General features: G+C 54.6%; 13 protein-coding genes, 1 pseudogene and 1 CRISPR repeat array. Of the genes and pseudogenes, 6 read left to right on the forward strand and 8 right to left on the reverse strand.

The annotated features are described in order from the left end of the window. Window positions 1–1,105, forward strand: a 1,105-nt coding sequence (cas1, locus tag NB063_RS10610) for a CRISPR-associated endonuclease Cas1 (protein WP_250928707.1), incomplete at its 5' end; no start/stop codon positions are given. Window positions 1,106–1,330: 225 nt separating this feature from the next. Continuing rightward, window positions 1,331–2,876: direct repeats of the CRISPR family, unit length 37 nt; unit sequence GTCTCAGTACTGCCGGCCAATCACAGGCCATTGAAAC. Between the two features lie 177 nt (window positions 2,877–3,053). On the opposite strand, the pseudogene NB063_RS10615 reads toward cas1, so the two are convergent. From NB063_RS10615 to NB063_RS10645, 6 genes and pseudogenes are all read right to left on the reverse strand, one after another. Then, window positions 3,054–4,486: pseudogene (locus tag NB063_RS10615) on the reverse strand (IS701 family transposase). Window positions 4,487–4,849: 363 nt separating this feature from the next. Next, window positions 4,850–6,145 (reverse strand): alkaline phosphatase family protein, encoded by a 1,296-nt coding sequence (locus NB063_RS10625; RefSeq protein WP_250928710.1) that lies wholly within the window; start codon window positions 6,143–6,145, stop codon window positions 4,850–4,852. A 36-nt stretch (window positions 6,146–6,181) separates the two neighbouring features. After that, on the reverse strand, window positions 6,182–8,698 hold the full coding sequence (locus tag NB063_RS10630; RefSeq protein ID WP_250928711.1) for a hypothetical protein: 2,517 nt from the start codon (window positions 8,696–8,698) through the stop codon (window positions 6,182–6,184). Continuing rightward, window positions 8,698–10,074, reverse strand: coding sequence for an RAMP superfamily CRISPR-associated protein (locus tag NB063_RS10635; RefSeq protein WP_250928712.1), 1,377 nt, complete (start codon window positions 10,072–10,074; stop codon window positions 8,698–8,700). Before NB063_RS10635 ends, NB063_RS10630 begins: the two co-directional genes overlap by 1 nt. A 126-nt stretch (window positions 10,075–10,200) precedes the next feature. Further along, complete coding sequence (locus NB063_RS10640; protein ID WP_250928713.1) at window positions 10,201–12,285, reverse strand: RAMP superfamily CRISPR-associated protein; 2,085 nt, start codon at window positions 12,283–12,285, stop codon at window positions 10,201–10,203. A gap of 116 nt (window positions 12,286–12,401) precedes the next feature. After that, window positions 12,402–14,054, reverse strand: coding sequence for a Cas10/Cmr2 second palm domain-containing protein (locus NB063_RS10645; protein ID WP_250928714.1), 1,653 nt, complete (start codon window positions 14,052–14,054; stop codon window positions 12,402–12,404). 893 nt (window positions 14,055–14,947) lie between these two features. Between NB063_RS10645 and NB063_RS10650 the strand changes: the two genes are divergently transcribed. Together NB063_RS10650 and NB063_RS10655 are read left to right on the forward strand one after the other, a co-directional pair. Continuing rightward, window positions 14,948–15,592: a hypothetical protein gene (locus NB063_RS10650; protein ID WP_250928715.1), complete on the forward strand. Its 645-nt coding sequence runs from the start codon at window positions 14,948–14,950 to the stop codon at window positions 15,590–15,592. A 515-nt stretch (window positions 15,593–16,107) separates the two neighbouring features. Then, window positions 16,108–16,659 carry a hypothetical protein gene (locus NB063_RS10655; protein ID WP_250928716.1) on the forward strand — a complete coding sequence of 184 codons (552 nt, stop codon included), beginning with the start codon at window positions 16,108–16,110 and terminating at the stop codon, window positions 16,657–16,659. Between the two features lie 121 nt (window positions 16,660–16,780). Here NB063_RS10655 and NB063_RS10660 read toward each other — a convergent pair whose 3' ends face one another. Continuing rightward, complete coding sequence (locus NB063_RS10660; protein WP_250928717.1) at window positions 16,781–17,107, reverse strand: hypothetical protein; 327 nt, start codon at window positions 17,105–17,107, stop codon at window positions 16,781–16,783. Between the two features lie 58 nt (window positions 17,108–17,165). Beyond that, window positions 17,166–17,537, reverse strand: coding sequence for a hypothetical protein (locus NB063_RS10665; RefSeq protein WP_250928718.1), 372 nt, complete (start codon window positions 17,535–17,537; stop codon window positions 17,166–17,168). A gap of 242 nt (window positions 17,538–17,779) precedes the next feature. Here NB063_RS10665 and NB063_RS10670 point away from each other — a divergent pair, with 242 nt between their 5' ends. From NB063_RS10670 to pglX, 3 genes are read left to right on the forward strand one after another with little or no spacing between them, the layout of a single operon-like run. Next, complete coding sequence (locus NB063_RS10670; protein ID WP_250928719.1) at window positions 17,780–18,034, forward strand: MerR family transcriptional regulator; 255 nt, start codon at window positions 17,780–17,782, stop codon at window positions 18,032–18,034. A gap of 18 nt (window positions 18,035–18,052) precedes the next feature. Then, complete coding sequence (gene pglW / locus NB063_RS10675) at window positions 18,053–22,366, forward strand: BREX system serine/threonine kinase PglW (RefSeq protein ID WP_250928720.1); 4,314 nt, start codon at window positions 18,053–18,055, stop codon at window positions 22,364–22,366. Window positions 22,367–22,368: 2 nt separating this feature from the next. Next, a complete protein-coding gene (gene pglX / locus NB063_RS10680) occupies window positions 22,369–25,995 on the forward strand; it encodes a BREX-2 system adenine-specific DNA-methyltransferase PglX (protein WP_250928721.1) in 3,627 nt (1,208 codons plus the stop codon). Window positions 25,996–26,000 lie beyond the last annotated feature (5 nt).

Below are 26,000 nucleotides of genomic sequence, written 5' to 3' on the forward strand. Positions count from 1 at the left end.
TTATTTCCGAACAAGTCCTATGCGACGTTTCCTTTTCCGCCAACGCCCAGACAACAACGTAACACAGGTCCCTCAAGTCGCTGTCGGCGTGACGCACTTGTGCGGGGCTGGTCGCTTGCACAAGCGGGGGAATCATTTTGAGTTTCAGACCGAATCGGGACGTCAATTGAGAATTGATGCCGGTGATCTGAACGAGATCATCGCTTATGACGAAGTCACCTTGACCACCTCGGCGATGCAATTGGCGAGTGACTCGGGGATTACCGTTTCTTGGATGACGCCGGGCGGCGCGTATCTTCGCGGTCGGCTTTCGGTGGACCAAACCGAGCGATCACTGATGCGGTTGATGCAATATGCGGCCTGGGAAGACCGGACGTGGCAAACATTAACGGCTCGGCAGGTGGTGAGCGAGAAGCTACAGACGGTTGTCTCGGCCACTCGGCACTATCAGCGACAAGGGAGAACGGTCTGCAAAGGCGACCTCGGAAAAATCGAGTCAGCTATCCGGCAGTGCGAATCGGCCGATGTGGCTGCTCTCCGAGGCATCGAAGGATCGGCCGCCGCAGCCTGGTATCAGCGTGTGGGAATTTGGTTGCCAAATGAATGGAAGTTCTCTGGGCGCAATCGTCGTCCTCCCAAGGATCCCGTCAACGCCTTGCTCAGTCTCGGATACATGCACTTGTATCGTCGCACGGTAGCGCGGATCGAGGCGGCCGGCTATGAAGCCTCGCTCGGAGCCTTGCACGAGTTCCGACCGGGACGCATGAGTATGGCGTGTGATCTGATGGAGCCACTGCGGATCCCAGTGGTCGATCGCTTTGTACTTGGGATGATCTCACGTCGCATGGTTCAGATCTCGGATTTTGAAACACGAAAGCCAACGGGATGTCGGCTTTCAAGCGAAAAATTGCCCCAGGTCTTAGGTCGATTGGAAGAGCATTGGCATCAGAATTTCTTTGTCCAACATCTTGATCATGCCTTGCAGCGATGGTCGGAGGGACTTCGGAGTCGAGTGAGCGAATCGACCAGCCGCGCGGCGGCGTATCTGAAAAAACGGGCGACCCGTGCTGCCCGAGAGCTCGATGATGGGCCCTATGCGCCGTGATGTCTTTACAGGTAGATGATATTTGGGAGAATCGATTGGTTAGCGGATTTAAGCGTATTCTGACCATCGCGAACTAGGCAAGTTGTAGATTCTTATTGGGTAAGGACTTAGGTCAATGCACCTGCGAGCAAATCATCGCGACCCGCATTTCCAAGGGCATCTTGTCTCGACTCAGGCAAAACCGTACCCTAAGTGCAGCGTTGAAGGTAACTTGCGACGGCGACCGTCTCAGTACTGCCGGCCAATCACAGGCCATTGAAACAGCATTGCCGACGCTATCAAAGATGAATGGTTCACCGTCTCAGTACTGCCGGCCAATCACAGGCCATTGAAACGCGGTTTGTGCTGTTCTTTGTGGTTGCGTACTTAACTGTCTCAGTACTGCCGGCCAATCACAGGCCATTGAAACGTACATCAAAAGCTCTACCCATTTGCCGAACCACGTGTCTCAGTACTGCCGGCCAATCACAGGCCATTGAAACGCCACTTCCGCATGGTAGCGGCTAGATCATCCGGGGTCTCAGTACTGCCGGCCAATCACAGGCCATTGAAACGGGGTGATCTGCGATGGTCCACGCCTTGCGGCGATGTCTCAGTACTGCCGGCCAATCACAGGCCATTGAAACAGGCAGGGCCTGATGAAGAGTGTGCATAGCAATGGTCTCAGTACTGCCGGCCAATCACAGGCCATTGAAACGCACTGAATCCAATGCTGCGTTTCTTTTCAATGTCCGCGTCTCAGTACTGCCGGCCAATCACAGGCCATTGAAACCAGTCGTCCATATAGCGATCCTTCTCCGCCGAGGTCTCAGTACTGCCGGCCAATCACAGGCCATTGAAACTCGGGAGTTGGCTGCGTGAACACATTGACGCCGTCTCAGTACTGCCGGCCAATCACAGGCCATTGAAACCGTTTGGGAGGCGTGATGGTCTTTTTGGACTCTTCGTCTCAGTACTGCCGGCCAATCACAGGCCATTGAAACCATCCTGGACATAGGTCCGGGTCAGTTTCGAGTGGTCTCAGTACTGCCGGCCAATCACAGGCCATTGAAACAGTCGGCGTAGACGCCTTCTACGATCTCCGCTGGGTCTCAGTACTGCCGGCCAATCACAGGCCATTGAAACTTACCGCACAATCGCATACCGACTAGGCGTAGGTCTCAGTACTGCCGGCCAATCACAGGCCATTGAAACTCTTCCAGCATGGCGAGATAGTAGGCGATCCCTCTGTCTCAGTACTGCCGGCCAATCACAGGCCATTGAAACTCCAGCTCATCGACTGGGTTGTGCGGGATATGCTCCTGTCTCAGTACTGCCGGCCAATCACAGGCCATTGAAACGCGATGATCGCCAGTTTTACCTCGCTAATCGCAAGGGTCTCAGTACTGCCGGCCAATCACAGGCCATTGAAACACATTCGACACTGTGGATTCGAAAGTCACTACGGGTCTCAGTACTGCCGGCCAATCACAGGCCATTGAAACGGTCGGTCATGAACGCGGCGAGTTCTTGCGCATCGTCTCAGTACTGCCGGCCAATCACAGGCCATTGAAACTTTAGCTCGTCCATGTGAGCTAGGTCTAGATACGCGTCTCAGTACTGCCGGCCAATCACAGGCCATTGAAACGCCTTGTCGGCTCCGTATGCTCGGCCTGAACCTTTCGTCTCAGTACTGCCGGCCAATCACAGGCCATTGAAACTTACCCATCTTGCCTCGAATGATCTTGGCATCGGGTCTCAGTACTGCCGACCAATCCCAGGCCAATTGAAACGGGACCTCGTAACTGTACTCGTTTCAATACGAGTCTCAGTACTGTCGGCAGCTAAATCGCCGCTGAAACCTATTTGACGCTGAGCGACATGGAGGGACCAGAACTACAGCCTCGCACGCCTCTGGCAAATCGGCATCTAGCTGGACAGCGCCAGTTTGATGTTGTTGGGTTTAGTTTCACGGGGATTTTGGCTCGACGCTTTTGATTTGGTCGGGGTCGATTCCGAGGTCATGATAGTCAGCGATACGTTTCTTGCGATGGTAACGACTTGCGATAGCATTGCGACGTTGATGGTAGCTGATTCGGAGACGCTCCGCTTCGTACTGCTCGTCTCGAAGCCGTTTGGGAAGGCAGAGGCAGCGGATCACCACATCGGTCGCCCGACGCACCTGTTCAAGTGTCAGACGCTCGGCGTCGGTGACGACCTCGCTGCGGCATAGACGATGACGAACGCGAGCACAAAACAATTGGCTGACGATCGTCACAATCATGTGACGATGGACGCACTCCCATCCGCGACACTCGAAGTGATCCAAGCCCAGCTCTTCTTTGGCTTCGCGAAAGCATGCTTCCACTTTCCATCTTCCAAACGCAACTCGCAGCAACTCGCGAACCGTCCAGCCGTCTCGACCGGGGACTTGATTGCTGATGAAGTACTTCACTTCACCCGTGCGAACATTCTTGGCAACGATCAACGTGCATTGCGAACTGACCATCCGACCGTCTTGAGTCTTGCGATAGACGACATGCCATCGAACTTCCCAAATCTCAGGACCTTTTTGCGAGTCCCGTGTGCGATAATGCTGCGGCCTTTGAGATGCCAAGCCGGGCGAGTACTTGGCCAAGTTCTGCACCTGAGAAGCCTTCGCGTCGCGAACGGCCAAACGAGGATACTTCTTTTGTCGTCCCTTGGTGTTTCGCCCCGGTTTTCGCAACACAATGGGCTTTCGCGCCCACGCATAAAAGTTTGGCGGCACTTCGCCAACGAACGCTTGCTTACGTTCATCAAGCCCATCAAGAAACTTTCCATCTCGACCATAGAGTTCATCAAACGTCCATGCCTTCACGGTGATGCCATCGGCCATCGCTTGGTCGATCAGCACCAACGCGATCTGCGGCTTGGTCAGAAACTGGATATCATCTGGGACATGAGTTTTTTTCGGCGCAGCGTGTCGCTGGCCCAGTCTTCGGGCAAGTACATTCGGGCAGCGATCAGGCACTGGAAAGTCGCTGTGGCAAAAGACAACGCAACACTGACGACCGCATTCTCGACTTTGCCTCGGTTTCCGTTGTATTGTCGTTTGACTCCAACAGTTTCCTTGCCCGCTTTGGCCGTTCCGGTTTCGTCGATCACCCCAATGGCCTCTGGGTCGGACTGTTCGCTGGCGACCACCTTGCGGCATCGACGGAGTACTTCGTCGTGGTCCCATTTAATGGATTCGAGGAATCGCTGGAGCGTTCGCGGTGCGACCCCCTGCTTCAACGCGATCGCTTCGACGTTCTTTCGCTGCAACTCCGAGAGCAACCCGCGAACGTATGCGGCAAAGAGTCGTCGACCTTTGACGCCGTGGAAACAATCGGCAAAGAGGGCGAGAAATTGGGCGAGCATCTTTCCGAGCGATGCGATATCCTGTAGCGACGTAGAGGCGACCTTCCGTGGTTTCGTCGTGAAACAATTAGCACACGGAGGGTCGTTTCTTTTTGACTCCCAAGTCAAGCGAGATAACTCGCGGTACAGTCACAACTTACGAAATCAGCAAGCCGCGAAGTGGCGCTGTCCAGCTAGAATTTGAGATCGTCGGCATCCCGTTGTTGCTCAAGCGACCGAGTGAACGCGGAGCTTGCGAGGACCTGCTTTCCATGTCCCGCACCGATTCTTCTTTGAAACGTCAACGCTCAGGCACAGCAGCCTTTCGTGATGTCTTTGTGCGTTTCCACTCAACTCCCAACGCGAGGTGAGGATCAAGATCGATCACGATTTGCCGAGTGAACTGGAGGGAAACAGATGATCCCAGAGGGTGTCCATTGCCGGTTCCATCGCCAAACACAGTTCGGATGCCGAACGAGACCGATCAAGTCCGGTTGCAATCCCTTTCCAGTGCTGACTATCGGTGTCGGCCGTCCGCCTCAGTGACGGCGCGGTGTTCGGTTCCTTGGACGTCACGATCGCTGCGGTCCTATCGGCGAGCTGGTGTGAATTCAGAGCGTCCAACCAATACTCGGATGTTTGGTGATCGTGTCGCTGCAGGATTATGAATTGATCGATCTCCCTCAGCATTCTTTCGCGGCCCGGGGGGATCCGCCGCGGAGGGTTGTGTCGGTGGTCCCCTCCAGGAAGGTCGGCAACAACAACTGCAAAATGCCGTCGTAGCGATTGTAGTTGTGAGGTGAAATGGGTTTCCATCGAATCCGTCCAGGCACGTTTTTGCTGGCGACGGAGATCTTCGAAGACTTCCGGTTGTCGCTCCCTGCCACTCAGATACCAGGGCGGCGTGGGGGCCTGGCCATCGCAGTCCATTCGCCAACCACTCGCTCCCGCTTGATCACGATACAGATTCAGCACGTGGCTAAATACGGACTTGCCACAGTTGGGGTCTCCGATGACGCCGATGAGGTGACCGCGGTCGGTTGACGGAGAGTGTTCAGGAAGCAAGCGTGGGACCACCCCGCCATCCGAGCCGTGTACGACAATGTGACCATTTCGTGGAGCGATCACGATGACCATCGATGCACTGGACCGAACGGCTGCGACGGATTGTGAAGCATACATTTCTACCGTGCCGCGACCTGTTAAGTAGCAACGCTGCCACGGTGGTGTGTTTCGCAAGATCGTTTCTGCCGATCTCATTGCAGATTGGATGTCGGCCGCGTTCGCCGACCGCCCGGCCGGCAGGTCCGCTTCCAAAGTGATTGAACTGCCACCATGATCAGTTTGGGTGATCACGTGAATCAATTGGTCTTCGGAGGAACGCTCTGTTAACGCCTCGCTTTCACCTGATCGCGAAGGTGCGTCCGGGAACTGCCGCAGCGCGGTTTGGCCGTCCGCAAGGACACCACGAATTGTTGGAACGCCCGCCTGTGCGGCATGGGCGGCCGCGTAAGCGTACATCCAAATCGCACCCGGTCCAGTTAGTGTCACCGAGTTCAACCCCGTCCAATCCGGTAACGGATGCGATGCGATGTGTTCAATCGTCCAAAAACGATCGGGACTGGGATGAAATCGAACCGTCGCGGCGCCCGCTTGGATGGTAACCTCGCACCAGTTCATTATCGTTGTTGCACCATCACACCCGTTGGTGAAGATTTATCGTCTGCCACGATGTTTCTTAGTCGCTTGCCTCGAACTGCGATTGGGGTTGGTGTTGGGGCCACGATTTTTTGGCCCGCGACCTTTGGGATCGGGACCGCTTCCGGGTTGAAAATCATCCAGGTCGTCGAGGTCGCCGTGCGATAACTGCAGGTCGTATCCGAACAGCAGGTCCGCCATGGGATCGTCCGGACGAAACTTTGGAAGGCATTGTCCTGAGATCAGCGAGTCGTCATCAAATTCGATACCGTCCTTTTGCAACCGAGATTCAAGTTTCCCTCCACGCTCGAGCGCAGTGGTTTCCAGTCCAGGTTCGCTGGTGTTGTCTCGACCCACCCGCGGTTTGGCGAACGAAGTGAACCAAATGTGTCCTCCTGCGTTAATCCCTTGGTTGGTGCGTTTCGCGGCACGCGGATATCGCAGGCGTTTGATAGGTTGCTGCGAGGCGCGGTAGTCATTCATACGCCCCGAAAAATCTTCGGAAACATCGGACTGCCAACCGTCAATCCGACCGGCTCCGATGGTCCATCCTTCGACGGACATTGCCCGTCCGAGTGAATCACGGAGCGCCACTACGTTCACGTCGCATAAACCCAAACCGAGCGGCTTGCCGCCACCGATTCGCCATGGCAGGTGACACGCCGCCATCAGGAGAGCCAATTCGCGTTGAGAGAGAGAGCGAAAGCTGATTTGAAGTTCTCCGATACAGCCCGCGGTCAACAGGTCGACGGTGCGATTCAGTTTGTGAGTTCTGCCATCCGCCGGGCGGTCACGGTCAAAGACCGGTTGCTCTGTCCATCGCCAAGGTTCGTCGCCGTCGGCACCCACGCGGTAAACCTTGTAACCACGCAACCCGTCATCCTGAGAAATCCGTTTGGGGTCATCGTTGTCACGGTAGAATGCGACGCACCCCGGATTGGGACGCGACATCGGGGCCAAGTCCACATTTCGCTCCAGTTTGGATTTTCCGTCTTGGAACACTAAATTGTCCGGCCGCAAACGTCCCGCGAAGGAGGTGACCTTGTCATGCTGCTCGACATTGACCTGACCAAATAACGCCGTGATCTCATCGACCTTGCCATCGGGTGCACGAGTTCCCACGGCGATATGGTCGGGCAACACAGCGGCGTGTTTCTTGGCCACCAACTCGGCGAGTTGTTCCCCCTCACGCCCCCAACGAGCCCACTGAATACTCTCGATAAATTGTTCGTCCTTGGAGAGTTGCAACCAAACCAGATCGCCTTTTTGGATTCGCTTCGCTGCATCTCCTGTATGACGTTCAAAATAGGCCTGCCACATTTCCGGTGCCAGCGTCACAACGGCTTCGTCGGACTCATCAGCTAGGAAGATTCCTTCCCGTTTGCGTAGCATTCGCAGCCGATTCCATTCTCGTCGATCGGTTCGATGGAGACTTCGTTGTGCATCCGGATCATCTCGATACCGATTGAAATCCGCCGTAGCCACATCGCGGCCGACGGGCGTGCCGGATGCTTTGACCTGCCAAGGCGTTCGGTCAGTTCGCTCGGGTGAGATGAATTCAATCTCTCCACGTCCATCGAAACCAATCCAGTACGCATGCCCATTTCGCAGTTGTTCCGACCCTTTTCCGTCTGGTCGTTGGTTACCACCGAGCAATTTGATCAGGTCGCCGGCCAAGACGAGTTTGGTCTCGCCGATGCGGACGCGGCCTGGTTTGACCGCCGTACCAACTTCCTCGACTCTCGCGAGAATACATTTCGTTTTGTCCGCGTCGGGATGTCCATCAGTAAGACTACCGTCCTGGACTGCCATCGGTAGATCACGATTCTGGCACAGGTAGCTGTTTTGATTGAGGTATCCCAACGTGCCGCCAGTGATGATCGTCATTAGTGTTCGCAGCACACCGCGAACGCCCGTTGCGGGGACGATCACATCGTTGCCGATCGTCATCGCTGCATAGGTGCGATGCGAATCTTTGTCACCCGAAGTCGGCTTTGGGTTCAGCGTCATCAGTGGTCGCTGAGTGGTCACCTTCAGGTGTAGTGTGCCGGTGTATCTGGGGTCGCCGGATGCTTCTTCTGAGGTCAGGAGCGTGGGCTCACGCCGCCGATCGGTCGGATCGCCGAATGGTAGGAATGTGTAGGGGTTGTGAAACGGCCGCTCGACAACAGACGGCGGGGCCTGCTTCATTTCGTTGCGAGATTTCTTTTTGTGGCCGTTGCCCCGCTGACCGGTCGAATGCCCACCCCGGTTTTGATTCGGTCGGTTCCCGCCTCCTCTCCCCCCCTTTTGTTTGGGCGCGGCCGAGCGTTTTGGCGGGACTGGTTCTTTGCCGACGATCGTAACTTTGACAACCGAATTGCCATCAGGCCCGAGTTCGTACTCGGCATCGACGCCTTCAGTCGTTACATCGTCCGGGCGAAACCACTGTGCCGGCTCAGGAACTGGGCTCGACATCGGCTTGCCCTTCTTTGACAATCGCTCAAGCTGAAACCCGCCTTTTTTGGTTTTCTTCAGTTTGCCTTGTTCCGACATTAGACCGCCTCCGGCGCAAAGTATTGTTCGACTGTTTGGCGGAAGAGGTCCGCATGTTGTCCGTCTGCTTGAATCTGACCATTCATTTCGAGTCGTCCTGATGCCTTGCTCGAACCGATTCTTAGAACGCCGTGATGAATGGCAAGCAACGACTCGGCGAGCCATTGAACTTCCGTTTCGCTTGGTTGATCAATCTGAATCCCTAGCGAGAACTTTGGGCCTTCCGAACCGCGTGTCAGCACTGTGTTCTGAAACAGTAACCCTTCTGCCGCTCCGCCTGTGACACGGTCGATAGCGACATGCATGCGGAATTGCTCTTCGCCGTGCTTTGCCGGAACGAGCGTGTCGGCAATGTGGATGCGTCCCGCGCTAGCCGTCGTGCCGAACAGATCATTGATCGGACACTCCGGCTCTTTCATGGATTTGGCATCAGGATGACGAGACCGTTTCTCAGTCGGCAGGTCGCTAAAGTATTCGTAAGAGTCATTGACCGTGGCACCATTGATGGCTGCTAGCCGGGTCATCCAGGAACGTAGGGCACCCCGCCACGTCGATCCAGGAATCCGCCAGTGCTCGGCGCCATCGGCAGAACGAACCCGCATCATCCGACTGTCTGCCCCCTGGGCGATTAGTATGTCTTGACCACGCGCGAGTTGCAGTGTGACCTGGATGTGCAGTTGGTCTTCGACCGTTTTGACGTTCGCATTGGGAAGCTTCGCTGCTGACTCGGGGATCGTCGATTCTGTCTGCCAAGCTCGGGTCTCTTGCAAGTACGCTGCGACGTCATCAACGTCACGCATGTGATAGCGACGGTGCTGCACCTCGGCGGACAGTTTTGACCGCCCGACGCCGCGAGCGGTCTTGCCGCCGAACTGGATACCGGCTGCAAAAGTCTCGTGTAAAAATTGGATGATGCCGTCGGTGCCGCCAAATTCATCACCACCCTTGACTTCGATGGCAATGATGGTGCTTGTGCCGGGAGGGCAGGAGGCAACGGTGAATAAACCAGCGTCGGCGACGACACCCGTGTGGCGATTGCGTTGATGGTGAGTGGTCAGTACCTCGCCCGTTCGGCCAACGTCGAGGACTGCGGTTTCGATTACCAAACGGCTGTCTTCATCAAGGGATCCTTGAACGTTTTCGTCGTCCGCCGCTGATCCGAACCAATACTTCGTCGCTTGGGGTTCGGCGGCACCCTCGTGTGTTGTTCGTCTTGAGTGCTTGCTCCGCAAACAACCGGCGATGGCGGTGCCGCGTAGAACGTAGCGTCCGATCCCATCTCGCGAGATGGTGGCCACGTTCATCTGGGTACCTTCGCCCGGCGCGACGCCTTCGGGGAACTCGATGGGGAAAAACAGTTTATCGATGGTGGTCATGAGCTTAGGCGTTAATTCGGTAGAGACCTTGGGGTGCGGAGCGGAATCAAAAGATGCCCCGATCCGAGTGACACGATCGCTGGCGCGAATCGTCCGTGCAGATCGGCTGTCAGAATCGTCTCGCTATTAATCGTCGGTATCCGTTTTGGTGCCACGTGTGGCGCTGTGAATCAGATAGGTGAGGGCCTCGATGCCGTAACGATGATCGAGTAGTTCGTCGATCTGGTTTGAGATCGATTCCCACACCGCGAAGATGTGTTCGGTGCGTTCCTTCTGTTGCCGCAAGTAGTCTTTGGCTGCTTGAGGGGATTCCGTCAGCCGTTCTCGCACCGCGGACAGTTGGCTGGCGGTGGGTAGTCGGTTGTTGTTGTCGTTTGCGATCTTGATCGCCTTTTTCATCGCGTCAGCGAGTTCAGGATTGCCCTGACGGGAGACCTCTGAGTTGGGTTTGTAGAGTCCAATCGCTTTGCCGGGGTGTGGCGATACCGCACCAAATCCCCGTTGCCGACCTGGACCGAGTCCTCGCATCAGTAGTTCCCATTGGGAATCGCTCAATCGTACCGGCAATCGAATCACGGCTCCCGGATCGATGATCGTGACGGCAGAGAGACGTCCCTGTTCATTGGAATTTTGGTCGCTAGGATTCGCGGCGTCGCTCTGGTTTTGCGTCGCCAATGTTCGATTCCAACCGAAGCGAACCGACGTTGTGGCCCACGCTTCGGCTTCGTCTAATTTGATCGCTTCAGGAGCGATCTCGTGACGTTGGCACCAGTGACGTAGCGTGGCCAGCAGCATCGCGTCCGCGGACTGAGGTTCGCCGTCAATCTGTTGCACATCCACTTGAATCGGCGACTGCGTGACGATGATTTCGGCATCCCCATCGATGGATCGGAACGGCATTGCTGAATCGAGTACGTCGGCGGTCAGCGTTCCGTGCCCGCGAACGCTTCGGCCTTTGCCGAAAGTGACATCGTTGTTCTTTTGCAAACTTTCAATCAGCTTTTCGGCAGCCGTTGCTGGTAGACGAACGATGCCGCTAAACACCATCGGAGCCATCGCGTCGACGGTGAATAGGTTGCGTCCATCGGGCGTATTGGGGTCATTGCGTACGCCATGCGTTGTGACCACACGCGGCATGTGAGAATCACGCCACAGTTTGACTCCTTCCGCAGTAGGCAGCAGCACTCCATCGAGCGCTTTCAGTGGTGCTCCATCGGGTAGGTCGGCCAGGTTGACCGCTTCAATCGCTCGATCCTTGAAATGATGCTCCTTGTAGCGGTCATCGATCGCGAACTTGGCTCCTCGGTGCGTTAGCCCGACGCGAACGGGCAGTATCTTCTCGTCTTTCCAATCGCTAGTGGTGGCCATCGGCAAAAGCGGCCAAGCGAGAAAGGAGTCCGATTCAAACGTCGCCGTTGCCAACGCGGGATCGAGCGCGCCGAGTCGATGCAGAATGACTCCGCCCACGGCGGACGCGGGAATCACGAACCCGCTACGAATGGTGTTGGTGCGATCGGCGATTTCGGGGCAGCAAACCGGTGCGGTTGCGTGAAAGACCAATCGCACAGTGCGAACGGTCTGATCCGCGAGCTGGATGGGTTCCGGTGTGGTTACCGGGCGTGTTGGTATCGGTTCGACAGCCCGCTTGTGGACTCGGCGAAGCAACGTGGCGACATCATCGCTCGAATCGGGAACATCGACCACGCAGGTGCCGCATCCACGCGACCGCGAACCCCCGATAGCGGAGATACTCAATAATGCCAACTGCCAGGCCTCCAACAAGGATTCGTCATCGTTGGTTGCGATGATATGCCCTTGAAAAGCCGTTTTTGCCGCAATGGCTTCGTCGGTTCGTAAAGTGTGCTCCTCCGCGGTGCCTTCGCTACTGATCGCGGTTCGAGTAATTGTGCGAACGAGATCCCTGTTGTTGTGACTATCCGTGGTGGCATCGGTGATGCGAAAGGCGGAATCGGAATCGATTTGGCTTCCCGGTCGACCGAACAATGCATCGGTCCAGGTCGGGTCCCATCCGAGAGGACGGCCGATTGCTGTGAACCGATCTCGCATCAACCCCTTGAGATGCGAACCGCGGATGACAACGTTTCCGGATGCGTCTCGAGTGACGAGGCTGTTGAATGTTTCGCCGCCCAAACCCGTGGCAGGCTGAGCGTCGCTATTGAGCGTGATTGTGAATGGATATTTTCTAGGCATACGGGATCGGCTCGTTGATTTCTATCGAGTGCAGGGATTCAGCCGTTGAATGTTTGAAATGGAGGTCAACTGTGGTGATGCAAATGGGCACACTGTTTTCTTGCCGTTGGCTTCTTTCAATTGGGACCTTGTGCGATTCGGTGTCGGTGTTCTGCGAGTAGCAATGCATCGATAAAACTGGTCGATTGTTCTTGCGCATCAGCTTTCCAGAATCGGCCTGTTTTGCTTGGGTTTTCTTCGTTGAGGTGGCTTACCAAATTCGGATACTTTCGTTTCAACGAAACCAAGTACTGCACGCGGGAGGACCATGGTCGAGTCATGACTTGGAGCAGGTCCGCGGCGACGCTGCCGGGTAGTTTTTCGGGATCGGAAAAAAGATCGTCGGTCATTGCTTGCAGATCGTCGATCGTTTCGACGCCCTCGTCTTGCTTTGCGCCGTCCGCACACGACTCGATGCGGTACGGTCTTTGAGTCAAATGCACCACCCGATTTAGATCATCATCATGGAAGGTCAGTTCACGGCGGCGGCGCATTTCAGGGGTATCGAGCATCGTGTCTGTAACGATGTCGAAATCGACAGCAGCCGGTGTGGGGCCGTCAGGCGAGTCCGGCTTGCCGCGGAAGCTGCCCTTGGCACTTGCCAGCAACCTTTCCGCGTAGGCGATCGCGGAATGGAGTGGATAGGTCGTCTTCACAAGAAGGATTCCGGCCGAGATGGTCAGCCTGTTACCGGTTGCGGGCCACAAAGGTCGCCCCGTTTCACTTTCAAAAGACGCTCCAGCATCGGAAGCCTCCGTGGCGAATTGACGTGATAGTGCGGTAACAAAATCGAACGCCATATCAGGAGCAATGAGGGTGACGATGTCATCACCGCCAATAATCAACGGTCGCAGCGGCAAGACCAGATGAGTGCCCTGTCCGTTGCTGACGATGCTGTCTCGCCAGTAGTCGCTCTCGATCCAATCCAGCATGGCGGATGAGGCTGCGGTGACAAAGGAATTGAGGGTGATCGTTCGCAAGTGACCGCTCATGCGGCGTGTCCAATCATCGCGAGAGTCGGGATCCCATTGGCCTTCGTCAACGAGTTTTTGGGCCCGCAGGTGTTGGTTGCCCGCATCATTACCATCCATTGCAACGACAGCCCAACGGTTTCGGCCACCGAGTGCGTTCGATCCGGCGATGGCCTCGTCGCGATTGTCTTCGCCAATGTCGGATGTCTCCGTGGTGACATTCTTGAAGAACCGCCATGGCATCTGAAACGCTTCGTGACTTTGCGCGTCCTGCAATAGGCTCGCGATGCTCTCTTTCAGTTTCTCTGCCAACTGCCCGCCGCATCGATCAGCGTAGCCGGCTTCCATGCGGGCACCGATGATATGGTGAACATCTTTCTGCTTCTTCCAGGCGTCGTTGGTCCCGACTGGATACAGACCCGAAATGGCACAGGGGGGGCCGTCTGATGCAGGTGGGACAAAAGGGTACAACCGGTCTTTTGACTTTGCCTCGGACAGGGAGTCGCCGGTGCCGATACGAAGGTCCAACCCGAGGCCTTGAGATCGCTGTGTCAGCGTTTCGATGCAAGGATCGATTTCGTCCTGTGTCAATTCGATTGCACCGCCCCCGCCGCCCGCGTAGATGCAGCGTTCGCCGAATTCTGCCTTAACACTTCCATCGAACTCTGCGATGGTTTCGCTGGTGCCGATAATGCATCGCAGCCTTGGAACCGAGAAGATGGCTTTCTGAATGCCACGGATGTCGTATGTCAAAATCATGTTGGACGCGGCTCAAAACTTCGTTCGCGTGCCAGCGACCAAACGGGTGGCTGGCTGTCACAAGGGAAACGACTGAGTCCCCCGTCCTGTGACATCTCGGGCGAAATTTGCCAAAATCCCGCGTCGAACGGGGCCGCGACCGAAATCTTCGATGCTGTGGGCAAATTTGCCTCTGTCCGTGTGCCTGACCTCTGTGACTACCGAGCATGTCATGATTGCGCAAATACGGTAGTTCGACTTTCACGACGTAGCCGCAAATACCGTTGACACATGCAGCCAACTGACATGTCCTTGTTCAATCGCTGCGGGCGTCTGTTTAGATGGATGTTTGTGATCCTGCTCGATTCGTTCAGTACAAGCCAAAGGAGTCAAAAATTCTGACCAGCGTGTCACGAGCCTCAGCAGGCGTCGTTTACTGAGTGAAATAGCTTCCCAGTCCCTACCAATCCACGTTGATCGAGTAAGAATATGCAACGCCGTCAGAGAAATCGAAATCAAAAACGCCCCAACGGATTCAGCCAACCAGCGACGAAGCCTCTCTACGATCTTGCGTTTCACCAGCTGGGAATACGCGGACGGAAGAAGCGAGAGGCGTTGAACACTTATGCGGGGTTATCCGCGATCGTCTTTGGCGTCTTCTGTGGTGTAGTCGCTTATGGATTGTTCGGCTTGTTTGGCGGGCTAATCGGCTTCTTCATAGGAACGAGTGTTGCGAGTGATTGGATGACAAAGAATCGATTTTACCGATAGTCGAGTGCTTGCGGTTTGCGAGAAATTAGCGATTCGCGATGTGATAATCTTCGCTGTGGGTCGCTGACGATTCTCATAATGTGTCGCTACGATGGCTCGCTGTGCGGTGCAGGGCCAATGGGTGAGATTTCTAAGGTAAGTTTGTGACAACCAATAAGCAGTTCGTTTACGGACTTGTCGATCCTGCCATGCCGCAGACTGTCAGATACGTCGGTCGCACGAACGACATCGGAATGCGCTACAGAATGCACGTCGCCAAGGCTGCATGGAATTTTACGATTAAGGACGTTTGGCCAACTTACCTCTCTTACGCAGGTCGTAAAGCAGAGTTAATTGCCATCGAGGAACTCCAGCACGATGACCAGAAGAAGGCAGAAGATCAAGCGAAGGAACGTGAGCGTTACTGGATTCGCTATTACGTAGGACAGGGCGTTGAACTGTTTAACGGTTCTCAGTGGTCGGAGCATTCAACCCGGAAATCAATCCCCAAGGGAGTCAAAACTGCTTGGTGCGAGACGCACGGCCTGCTGTGGGATCTCGACCGGAACTGGGAAGATGAGTTGAGCCTGCTTAGGCATTTAGATGATGATTATGGTTCGATAATGAAGGAGGAACCACAGCCTAATGGATCGATACACTGGCAGAAAATGGCTAGTATTCCATTCGCTCAATCTCAGTACGAGAGGCGAAGATTCCGAACTAGGTCGGTTCTCCGTGCTCTCCTTTCGGCGCACCCGACGCTAGCCGTTTTGGATCTCGAAATCGTGAATCTTTCCTATGAGCAATGACAACGACGGCTTCGGTCTTTGCGAGACGCCGATCTTTGAGATGTGTGGCTGACCAGCATTCCTGGTTGGTGTGGTGGTTGCCTCGGGGCCAGCCAAACGACTCTCTGCAAGACCACGGATTCATACAAAGCGTTGCTGTCTTTCGTGGTCAGCCTGCGATCGCCATCCACTTCATCCGATCTGCGACTACTGCCGAGGCACCGGGATTCGCTGGAGCGGCACACGGCCCGCCGAGAGGCTCTCTCGCTTCCGTGACAACCTGTTCTGTCGTTGGCAATGGGACGCTGTGAGCGCCGGTCCTAGGAACCCGTGTGGACACGCGCCGAGTCGCATCTGGTAGAATCATCCTGACGAGTGGAACCGTCTGACTCCAACCCAAGACGACGCCAGGGCGGCGACAAGATTCAACTCGCGATCTATTCATGTTCCCCCTGTGCCTACATAGATTGCAATTCGTTATCCAATGTGGGTTCGCAAAACGCAGATTCACGCCGGTTTCCTGAGGAAACGCACCGGTGCCACCATCTGAGGCTTTTCAGCAGATCGTGATGTTTGACCTTAGCAGCATTTTCATTCCACCTTTCAATCTGTTGGCAAAGGTGGCACTTTCGCAGTTCGCTGACTACATCCGCCGAACTCAATATCCGGACGCCACTGACAACGAAATCGCTATCCTCTCAATCGCTTCGCTGTTATCCGAGATCGATGGGATTGAACGGTTAACTGACGAACAACGAGAACAATCAGTTCGTTCGTTCTGCAGGAAGATCGTTGAAAAGAATCACCTCGAAAGCAAAGATCCCATTAAGCCATGGCGATTGGATTGGCTCACTAGGGAAGCTTTAACCAATTGGAGGTTGAAGGAACAATCGGCTTCCAAGGCTAGGTGGGACCGCAGCTTCCGAATTCTTGTTCTCCGCGTTGCTGACGAATTCGCGACTCACTGCAAGTGCCTGTACACCGATGGATGCTTCGACATCCGCCGACTCTGCGTACTTGTCGTCGCAACCGAGGAAGAGGTCGCAATGCTTACTGACGCTGCACCTCAGGTTGACGAAACAGACTAGTTTGCTGCTCAATGGAGATAGGCGGCGAGACGCCCACAGGTGGTACCTTTTCAAGCGTACCGTGACACCACTCTTAAGAACGAGCCGAACTCGTCGCCAGGACGCTGGCACATGAGATGCATCACAAGCTGGCAATTCCATCGAATTTGCGACGCAGTCCGTGATTGGCTCGAAGATCGAAGATCCATCGCACTTTGTTGCTGTTTTGAGGGTGCGTTTCAATAATGCTCCGCTTATTGACTCGGCGATTGCTGTAACCGAACGGCGGACGGGATGGAAACCATCCTTTGGCGACTCGGCGATTGATTCCATCCAACACATCGAGTGACTGTTGCTCGGTCGTGAAGGCAAGAGCCGGATTCGGGGCTTCGTGGCCAGCGTCATTCAGGTACGTCGGTTTGACGCCGCCGACGACGTTGTGCCGGCCATGGAAGAAAAATGTTTTCAATGCTGCCTCTTCGAAGTTTGACCGAGAAGTGGATCAGCGTCAGTCTCTAAATTGTGAGTCATTCTGTTTTGGGCTCCATCACAAAAATTGAATCAATCCAAGGATCAGAGTTTTCCCAACGCACTGCATCGATTCCGGCCTTGGCAGCATCGAAACCTCCATAGGAGTGGCTGACCTTTCCCGCAAAAGACTCGAAAAGTTGGATCGCTTCATCGCTGCCGATGTTGTTTACTCGCTGACCCTTCAACAGAATTTTATGGTCGTTGTTGTACACACGAATTCCTAGCCTCACACATGGCCCGGCTTCATTGGTATTGGTCCAGCCACCGTCATCACCACGGCTCCAAGCAACAATGCCGAGATCGTCGAGTGTGATCGGAACGTCGGCTCCTAATGAACGAATGGCCTCATCCAATTCAGTCGTGTTCATTCCCAGTCGCAATGGCCCGATTGACTCACCCGGAATGATCTCAATTGTGAAGGTCGCTTCTTGTTTGGCCGCCATGTCTTCGCCCCTGCCGAATCAACTCTCTGTTTCCGATCTGACCGACCGAGAACGGCAACTAAGCAAATGCCTGCTGACCATTCTCACCTGATCGACAAGTGTAACTGTGTTTGGTAGGGTTGGCCAAGCACAGGCATAGCCCGTTTAGTGGCAGGTGGAAACCGCTCATGGACAAACTCAAAGACTTTTTGCGCATCTCTGAGGCGGCGGAGTATCTCGGCGTTTCGCCGAACACGCTTCGCAACTGGGAGAACGCTGGCAAGATCGCTGCACATCGGCATCCGGTGAACGGTTATCGGTTGTTTAAGCAGGAAGAACTCGACGAATTGCTGCGGCCAATCCAGTCCAGCGAAGTCGTCGAGCCGGATGAAGAAGCAGGCAAGAAAAAACAGACAAGTAACCCGAACAAAAAACCTCGGTAATGGGGCGGACCGCAGGCGATGGAAACACCTCGTTGGAACATCATTACACCCTCGCAATACGAGCATGAACGGCGTGGCCTCGACTTCGTTCGTGCTGGCTTGCCGGATCATGATCCGTATCGTGCTTGGTCGAACTTTGAGTTCCAGACCCACGATGGGGCGATCTACGAAGTGGACCTGCTGGTTCTGACCAAGCAGGGGTTCTTTCTGGTCGAAATCAAAAGCTGGCCGGGACGAGTTCGTGGCGATGCTGGAACTTGGACTCGCACCACGCCGGAAGGTCGAGTGATCTCCGACGACAACCCGGTACTGCTGGCCAATCGAAAAGCCAAGGCGCTATCGTCACTGCTGAAATCTCAGTCGGCCACCAAGAAGATCCGAGTTCCGTGGCTGGATGCAATTGTCTTCCTCTCGGCGGACGATCTGCACTGTGATCTCACCGGCCCGGCAGCAAATCGTGTCTTTCTAAAAGATCGCAAAGCATCTGAATCCCAGAAAGAACGCAAAGGCATTCTGGCAGCTTTGATGCGTCGTGAAGGCCAAGGAATTGACCCAGAGCTTCGCAGCACCATCGACACCAAGGTCGCTCGTGCTTTGGCCAAAGCGATTGATGATTCGGGAATTCGGCCATCACAGAAGTCACGTCGGATCGGCGACTTTGTGCTGGGCGAACTAATTGCCGATGGACCGGGTTATCAGGATCGCATTGCCGAACATGTGTCGGTGAAGAACGATTTTCGGCGAGTCCGTCTCTATACCGTGGCGGCGGCTGATTCGGAAGAAGATCGTCAGCGCCGTAAACGAGCGGCAATTCGTGAATATGAAATCATCCGGACGCTGAATCATCCGTATGTGTTGCCGGTCACGGACTACAAGGAACACGAACTCGGCCCGGCACTATTGTTCCGTTATGCCGATCCGCACTCGATACGCTTTGACCACTATCTGGCCACGCAGTGTCACAACCTGACGACGGCCCAGCGGTTGAAATTCCTGCGTGATATCGCCGATGTCGTGCGGTATGCCCACCGCAAGCGAGTCATCCACCGCTCGTTGTCGCCCTACAGCATCTTGGTGATGAAAGATGATGGCGGACGCACGGAGGCTGAAAAGCAGCTTCCGCCCGGAACCATGACGGTTCGAGAATCGTCGGTCTTCGATGATCCCTCGCAACTTTACCTGCAAGTCTATAACTGGCAGGTTGGTGCGAGACTGCAAACCAGTGTCACGGCTCAAGTGACGGAAGTTGAAGATCTGGTTGAGTCGCAAGCACTGGTCTACATGTCGCCCGAAGCGGTTGCCGATCCACGGCGAGTCTCGGAAGCGTCCGACATCTTTTCGTTAGGAGCGATTGCATATCACCTGTTCACGTCTCGCCCACCAGCGGGAAGTTTGAGCGAATTGACGCAAATCCTGCGTGACCGCAAAGGATTGAGCGTGTCGTCGGTGATGGATGGTGCAGGGGCGAAGCTAGAGGAATTCATTCAGTGGAGCACGCATCCTGATGCACTGACTCGCATCGGTAACGTCGAAGACTTCCTGTTGATGCTCGACGAAGTGGAAGACGAACTGACTGCGCCCGATCAGTCGGCCATCGTTGATCCGCTGCTGGCAAAACGTGGCGACCGGCTGGATCAGGACTTCATCGTTAAGAGTGTCTTGGGGCAAGGTGCCACGGCCCGAGCGTTGCTGGTCACGAAAGACGACGAAGAGTTCGTTCTGAAAGTGGCGTTGACCGAGGACGATAATCTGCGGCTAGTGGCCGAAGGTGAAGCTCTGAAGAAGATTCAGAGCGAGTTCGTCATTCAGATCTTCGACACCATCGAGATCGCAGGCAAAACGATCCTTGTGCTGCAAGTCGCAGGCGAGGAATCACTGGCAAAGCATCTACGGAAGTACGGTGTCCCAACACTCGACTTGCTCTCACGCTACGGCAGCAACCTGTTGTCTGCTGTCGAATCACTGGAACGTCACGGCGTGGTTCATCGAGACATCAAGCCAGACAACATTGGCATTCACTCGTTCAACAAACAGCAGAATCAACTGATCCTGTACGACTTCTCGTTGACCAGCGCACCGTTGGACAATGTGCGAATCGGGACAACGGGTTACACCGATCCGTTTCTGAAAACTCGCAAGTCGGGAAAATGGGACTTGGCGGCGGAACGCTATTCGGCTGGTGTCACGTTGTACGAAATGACGTTGGGGCATGATCAACTGCCGAAGTGGGGCGAGGAAGATGTTGCCAATCCGGCTGACACCAAAGACGAACTCATCTTGGACGTTGAGAAGTTCAAGCCGAGCGTTCGTGAAGGACTGACAAAGTTCTTCACCAAGGCTTTGGATCGTGATCCCGACAAGCGATTCGACAACGCCAAGGAGATGCGGTTTGCTTGGGAAAAGGTCTTCATGGAGGCCGATGACCAAACTGTCACCACTCCCAGTGGCGAGAAAGTCACGACCACGATTCCGCTGGAGGAAGCGGAACTCGACACGCTGGTTGCCGCACTCGATCTGTCGGCTCGTGCTCGGGATGCGTTGGACAGTCTGGATATCACCACCGTCAAAGATCTTTTGCTCTGCTCCATCCATGACATTCGGTTGATGCGTGGTGTCGGTGATCAATACCGACGAGAGATCATGGGCTTCATTGCGGAACTGCGAGAAAAGTTCCCTGATGTCACAGCCAAGAAGACATCCACCACCGAAGACGATCAGAACCCCAGTCTTGAACGATTGCACAATCGAGTCGTGGGAACTCGCAATGCCAAGAAGGAAACCGAGTGGCGAGTTCGTTCTGGCCTGTTGAACCTACTGGCCGAAGATGACACTCCGGTCGATGCTTGGCCCAGCCAGTCGGATGTGGCCGACGCCTTGAATGAGACTCGTGCCAAGGTCGGTCAGGCGTTGGCGGCGGATCAAAAGCGGTGGGGCAAAGATTCTTTCCTGACGGCGTTTCGTCACGAATTGTTCGAGCAGATTCAACGATTGGGCGGCGTCGTCACCACGGGCGAACTTGTGGATCTGACGATCCTGCTACGGCCTGCTGCCGAAACTATCGACACAAACAAACAACAACGGCTGGCATCGGCGATTGCTCGTGCGGCGGTGGAGACGGAAGGCTCGTTGTCGGAACCTCGTTTTGAGATACGACGATTGGCTGGCAAAACAGTCGTGGCCTGCACGGATGACTTGGCGCTTTACGCTGAAAAGCTGGGCGAGGTTGCCGACCGGATTGCCAAGGCCGACCCGCTGTTGCCTCGGTTGCGAGTGTTTCAGGAGTTGTATGACGTAACGCAACCACCACCGGTTCCCGGTTGCCAGCCGTTTAGTAACGAACGGTTGATCAAGCTGGCGGCAGCGATGAGCAGCGAAGCGGCGGTGTCGTCACGTCAGGAACTTTATCCTCACAACATGGAAGCACTGCGAGCCCTCAAGTTGGGCATCGGGGCGCTCAGTGGCTTGGGACTAGGAGAGAAGAACGAAGGCTTCACGATCTGGCAGGTTCACAATCGAGTCAGCAGTCGTTACCCGGAAGCGATGGCATTGCCAAGCGATCCGAAACAACTGGAATTGATGCTTCAGAAAGTCGGCATCGATGTGCGATGGGAATCAGACGCCGAAGTCTTTCGTCGTCGAGAAGCCAAAATTCTGGTCACGTCGGGTTCGTCAATTGGCAGCAGGCGAGACACCGCCACGTCCACTCGTCATGTCGATTCCACATCACCGGAAACGGCGGAAGCACGGCAGACCGAAGACCGATTGCAACATGCGTATCGAGATGGCGGCTTCTTGGTGCTGACGGTGAAGCCCAGTTACCTACGGCCCTGTGAACGCAATCTGCTGCATCGGTTCCCTGAACTGGAACGAGTTTCGTTCGACGATCTGTTGTTTGAGCAATTACGAGCCAAGTCCGAGGAATACGAATTCCCATGGAGCGACTTGTACGAAGCCGATTCCGAAGGCACCAACACCGATGATTGGGCGAATCTGCTGCATTTGATGAGCGAAGTTGGTCCGAACATTGAGACCGAGTTAATGAACAGCGAGCGGCCTCTGCTGTTGGTTCATCCCGGCCTGATCGCTCGTTACCAGATGATGTCGGTGTTGCAAACGCTGCGAGATCGAGTGGGTCACGATGCCAAATGCCCCACGGTTTGGGTGTTGATCGCCACGGACAGCCAGAACGAGATGCCGTACTTGGATGGCGTTCAGATTCCCTTGATCAGCAAAGGTCAGCGAGCCGCCGTTTCGGAATACTGGATCGACAATCTGCATCGAGGCCGCACCAAAGAAATAACTGCCGAGAAGACAACAGGAAGTGGTTCGTAAACATGGTTGATATCAAGACATTACTTCCCGAGTTGAAAAAGCTGGTCACGGAACTGTCCGAAGACCTGTTGGCTCGCAGTACCGCCAGTGGGGAGATCGATGCAGGATTGCGGGAAGCGTACACGCAGATTGAAAAAGGTGGACGCACGGCGGATGCGTTTGAAGTCTGGCGGGAGGACTATCTCGATCAGGTGGCTGTGGCATGGGTGCTGGGCTGCGTGTTTGTGCGGTTCATGGAAGACAATCATCTGATTGACGAGTGCTGGTTGGCAGGTGAAGGCGACCGACGAAAGCAAGCCGAAGATTCGCACGAGCTTTACTTCCGTGAGCATCCTCGTGAGTCAGATCGTGAATACTTTGAGCATGTCTTCCACGAAGTCGGCAAGATCCCGGCGTGTCAGGATTTATTCGCTGAAGGGAAGACGCCGTTGTGGGCAGTTGGCCCCAGTGGTGATGCGGCGATGAAGCTGCTTGCCTTCTGGCGAGAGATCGACACCGATAGCGGCCATCTTAAACGGACGTTCGACGTTGAAGAAGGCGACACACGATTCTTGGGCGACTTGTACCAAGACCTTTCTGAGCGAGCCCGAAAGAAATATGCGCTTCTGCAAACGCCGGTGTTTGTCGAAGAGTTCATTCTGGATCGCACGCTCGATCCGGCCATCGACGAGTTTGGTCTCGACGAAGTGCGAATGATCGATCCAACCTGTGGTTCCGGTCACTTTTTACTGGGTGGTTTTGCCCGCTTGTTCCACCTGTGGGTCAAGCGGGAAGACAACGACATTGTGGCTGCACAGAAAGCCCTCGATGGCGTTTGGGGCGTGGACATCAATCCGTTTGCCGTGGCGATTGCCCGGTTTCGATTGATCGTGGCGGCACTCAAGGCGTGCAACATTAAGACCTTGAGAAGTGCCCCTGCTTGGAAAGTTCATTTGGCTACTGGCGACAGCTTGCTTTTTGGCACTCGTTGGGATCGAGACGGCAAAAAGAAGGGAGAACAGCAGTTCTTCTCTACTGATGAAGAGAGTTGGGCACCAGAAATTTATGCCTGCGAGGATAAAGAGGCGATTTCGGAGGTTCTCGGACAACAATACCACGTTGTTGTCGGCAATCCGCCGTACATCATTGTGCGGGATCGGAGTCTAAACCAAGCATATAGAGACCGCTATTCAACATGTCATCGCAAATTCTCATTAGCCGCTCCCTTCGCTGAGCGCTTCTTTGAAGTGGCATGTTCTGGTGCCACCGGGATGGCTGGCTATGTAGGTACGATTACATCTAACGCTTTCATGAAGCGTGAGTTTGGAACGAAACTGATCGTAAACTTTTTTCCCACCATTGACCTTACCCACGTCATTGACACCTCGGGTGCTTATATTCCGGGACATGGCACCCCAACCGTGATTCTCTTTGGCCGAAATCGACAATCCATGGGCGAGACGATTCGTGGTGTCCTTGGCATACAAGGAGAACCAACGACCCCTGACGATCCAGCGCACGGTCAAGTATGGCAATCAATTATTTCTCAGATAGACACAGTGGGCTCCGGCGATCAATTTTCGACCGTTGCGGACCTGTCCCGATCCGTGCTTGCTCGCCACCCGTGGAGTTTAGAGGGTGGTGGCGCTGCTGAGTTAAAGATGCTGATTGACAATGCGCCTTGCGATAGTCTCGCCCATTATTGCGCCAGCATCGGGTTCGGATCAATCTTGGGCGAAGATGAAGCCTACAGCTTTCCGGTCGAATGCGCACTTCCGTACTGTGTGCCTGATACGCATATCCGGCCCTTTGTTGAGGGCGAGAACCTGAGAGATTGGACCTACTCTTGGGAAACCAGAGTTCTGTTCCCTTACGACAGTTCAATTTCGCTCCTGCCAGTCGAAGAGTTTCTTCAGCATTTTTGGCCGCTGCGAACATTGCTCTGGAATCGAAATGACTTTAGTAAACAGACCTATAAAGAAGTTGGTCGAACATTTTGGGAGTACCACCAAATTCCGAAGGAGAAGTACGCAACACCACTATCAATCTCGTTTCCATTCGTCGCCTCTCACAATCACTTTGTTCTTGATCGGGGAGGTAGCGTGTTCAATCGGTCTGCCCCACTTGTGAAGCTGCAAAAGGATGCCACAGAAGACGACCATCTAGCCTTATTGGGCCTGCTCAATAGCTCTGTGTTTTGCTTTCTTATGAAGCAGGTGTCGCATCAAAAACAATTGACAGGTGGTGATGGTGTTAGAGTCCAATCTCGGGCGAAGGTCCCTTACGAGTTTGCTGGCACGCAATTACTTCGAATCAGTATCCCGAAGGGTTTTCGAGAAGGCCGCCTGCGTGACCGTATTCTTGAGATAGCGAGGCTACTTGAGTCGAAAGGCAAGCAGATTTCTGACCTTTCGGCATATCAAGTTATCGGGAGGAGCCTAGCGGCGAACATAGATATTGATAAAGCCTTTGCCGAAAGTGAGACGGAAAAGGAACTGCTTCGCTCACAAATGATCCTCTTACAGGAAGAATTGGATTTTACAGCCTATGCCCTTTACGGACTCGTCGACGATTCTCTCTTGAGTTCTGAATCAGAGTGGAAAGGTGTCTCAGTCGATGCAGGAATGAGACCGTTTGAAATTCGTCATGGTAAAAATGTTGACGGGTTTGATACGCCAACAGAGATTCCTGTCGAGTGGCCAGACAAACTTCGTGAGATGTGGCAAAAGCGGTTGTCGGCAATTAAGACCAATGCGCATTTGCGTCTATTAGAAGATGATCATTACAAACGAAGGTGGATCGGGCGTCAGGGGCTTTTTAATCTCACTGCTCAGCAAAACGAACTCGGAACCGAATGCAAGCGGTGGCTCCTTGAGCGGTTGGCAAGTGAACCCTATTGGCAGGGCGAGCCTCAACTTAAGTCCACTTCAAGGATTGCAGACATTGCGGGGGCCGACAAAGCGTTTCGAGCAGTTGCGTCGGTTTATCGCCAGCGTGAGGATTTCGATCTTAAGAAACTGGTTGATGACCTCGTTGGAGCAGAGTCCGTTCCGTTGCTCCCAGCTTTGACCTACAAACCTTCTGGACTGCGGAAGCGACTGGTTTGGGAACAAGTGTGGGAGCAGCAGCGAAAAGAAGACCGGGGTGAAGGTATCGGCGAGATTAAGTCGCCGCCTAAATATTCGAACACCGACTTTATGAAGCCAGATTACAGCCGATTGCGAGGACGTTTAGGCGTTCCAAAAGAGAGATTTGTTAGCTTTCCAAACTGCCACACTGAAGGCGATCCATCGTTGGTTGTCGGCTGGGCAGGCTGGACCCATCTTCAGCAGGGAACAGCCATCGCAAGTTATTACGATGCTCGAAAACGAGAAGGTTGGTCAGCAGAACGACTGACGCCGCTGCTCGCTGCACTCGATCAATTGCTGCCATGGATTCACCAATGGCATCCTGAGATTGACCCCGAATACAACGAGACAGCAGGCACCTCGTTCCAAACCTTGCTTGAATCCGAAGCACAAGAACTTGGGCTCACGCTGGAGCAGATCCGCAACTGGACGCCTCCAGCCAAGAAGCGAGCCAAAAAGAAGAAGGCAGTGAGCAAGCCTCGCAAGAAATCTAAAAGCGCTGAAGCAACGGAAGGCGAATGAGCCGC

Source organism: Aporhodopirellula aestuarii, from assembly GCF_023701485.1.
Classification (GTDB): domain Bacteria; phylum Planctomycetota; class Planctomycetia; order Pirellulales; family Pirellulaceae; genus Rhodopirellula; species Rhodopirellula aestuarii.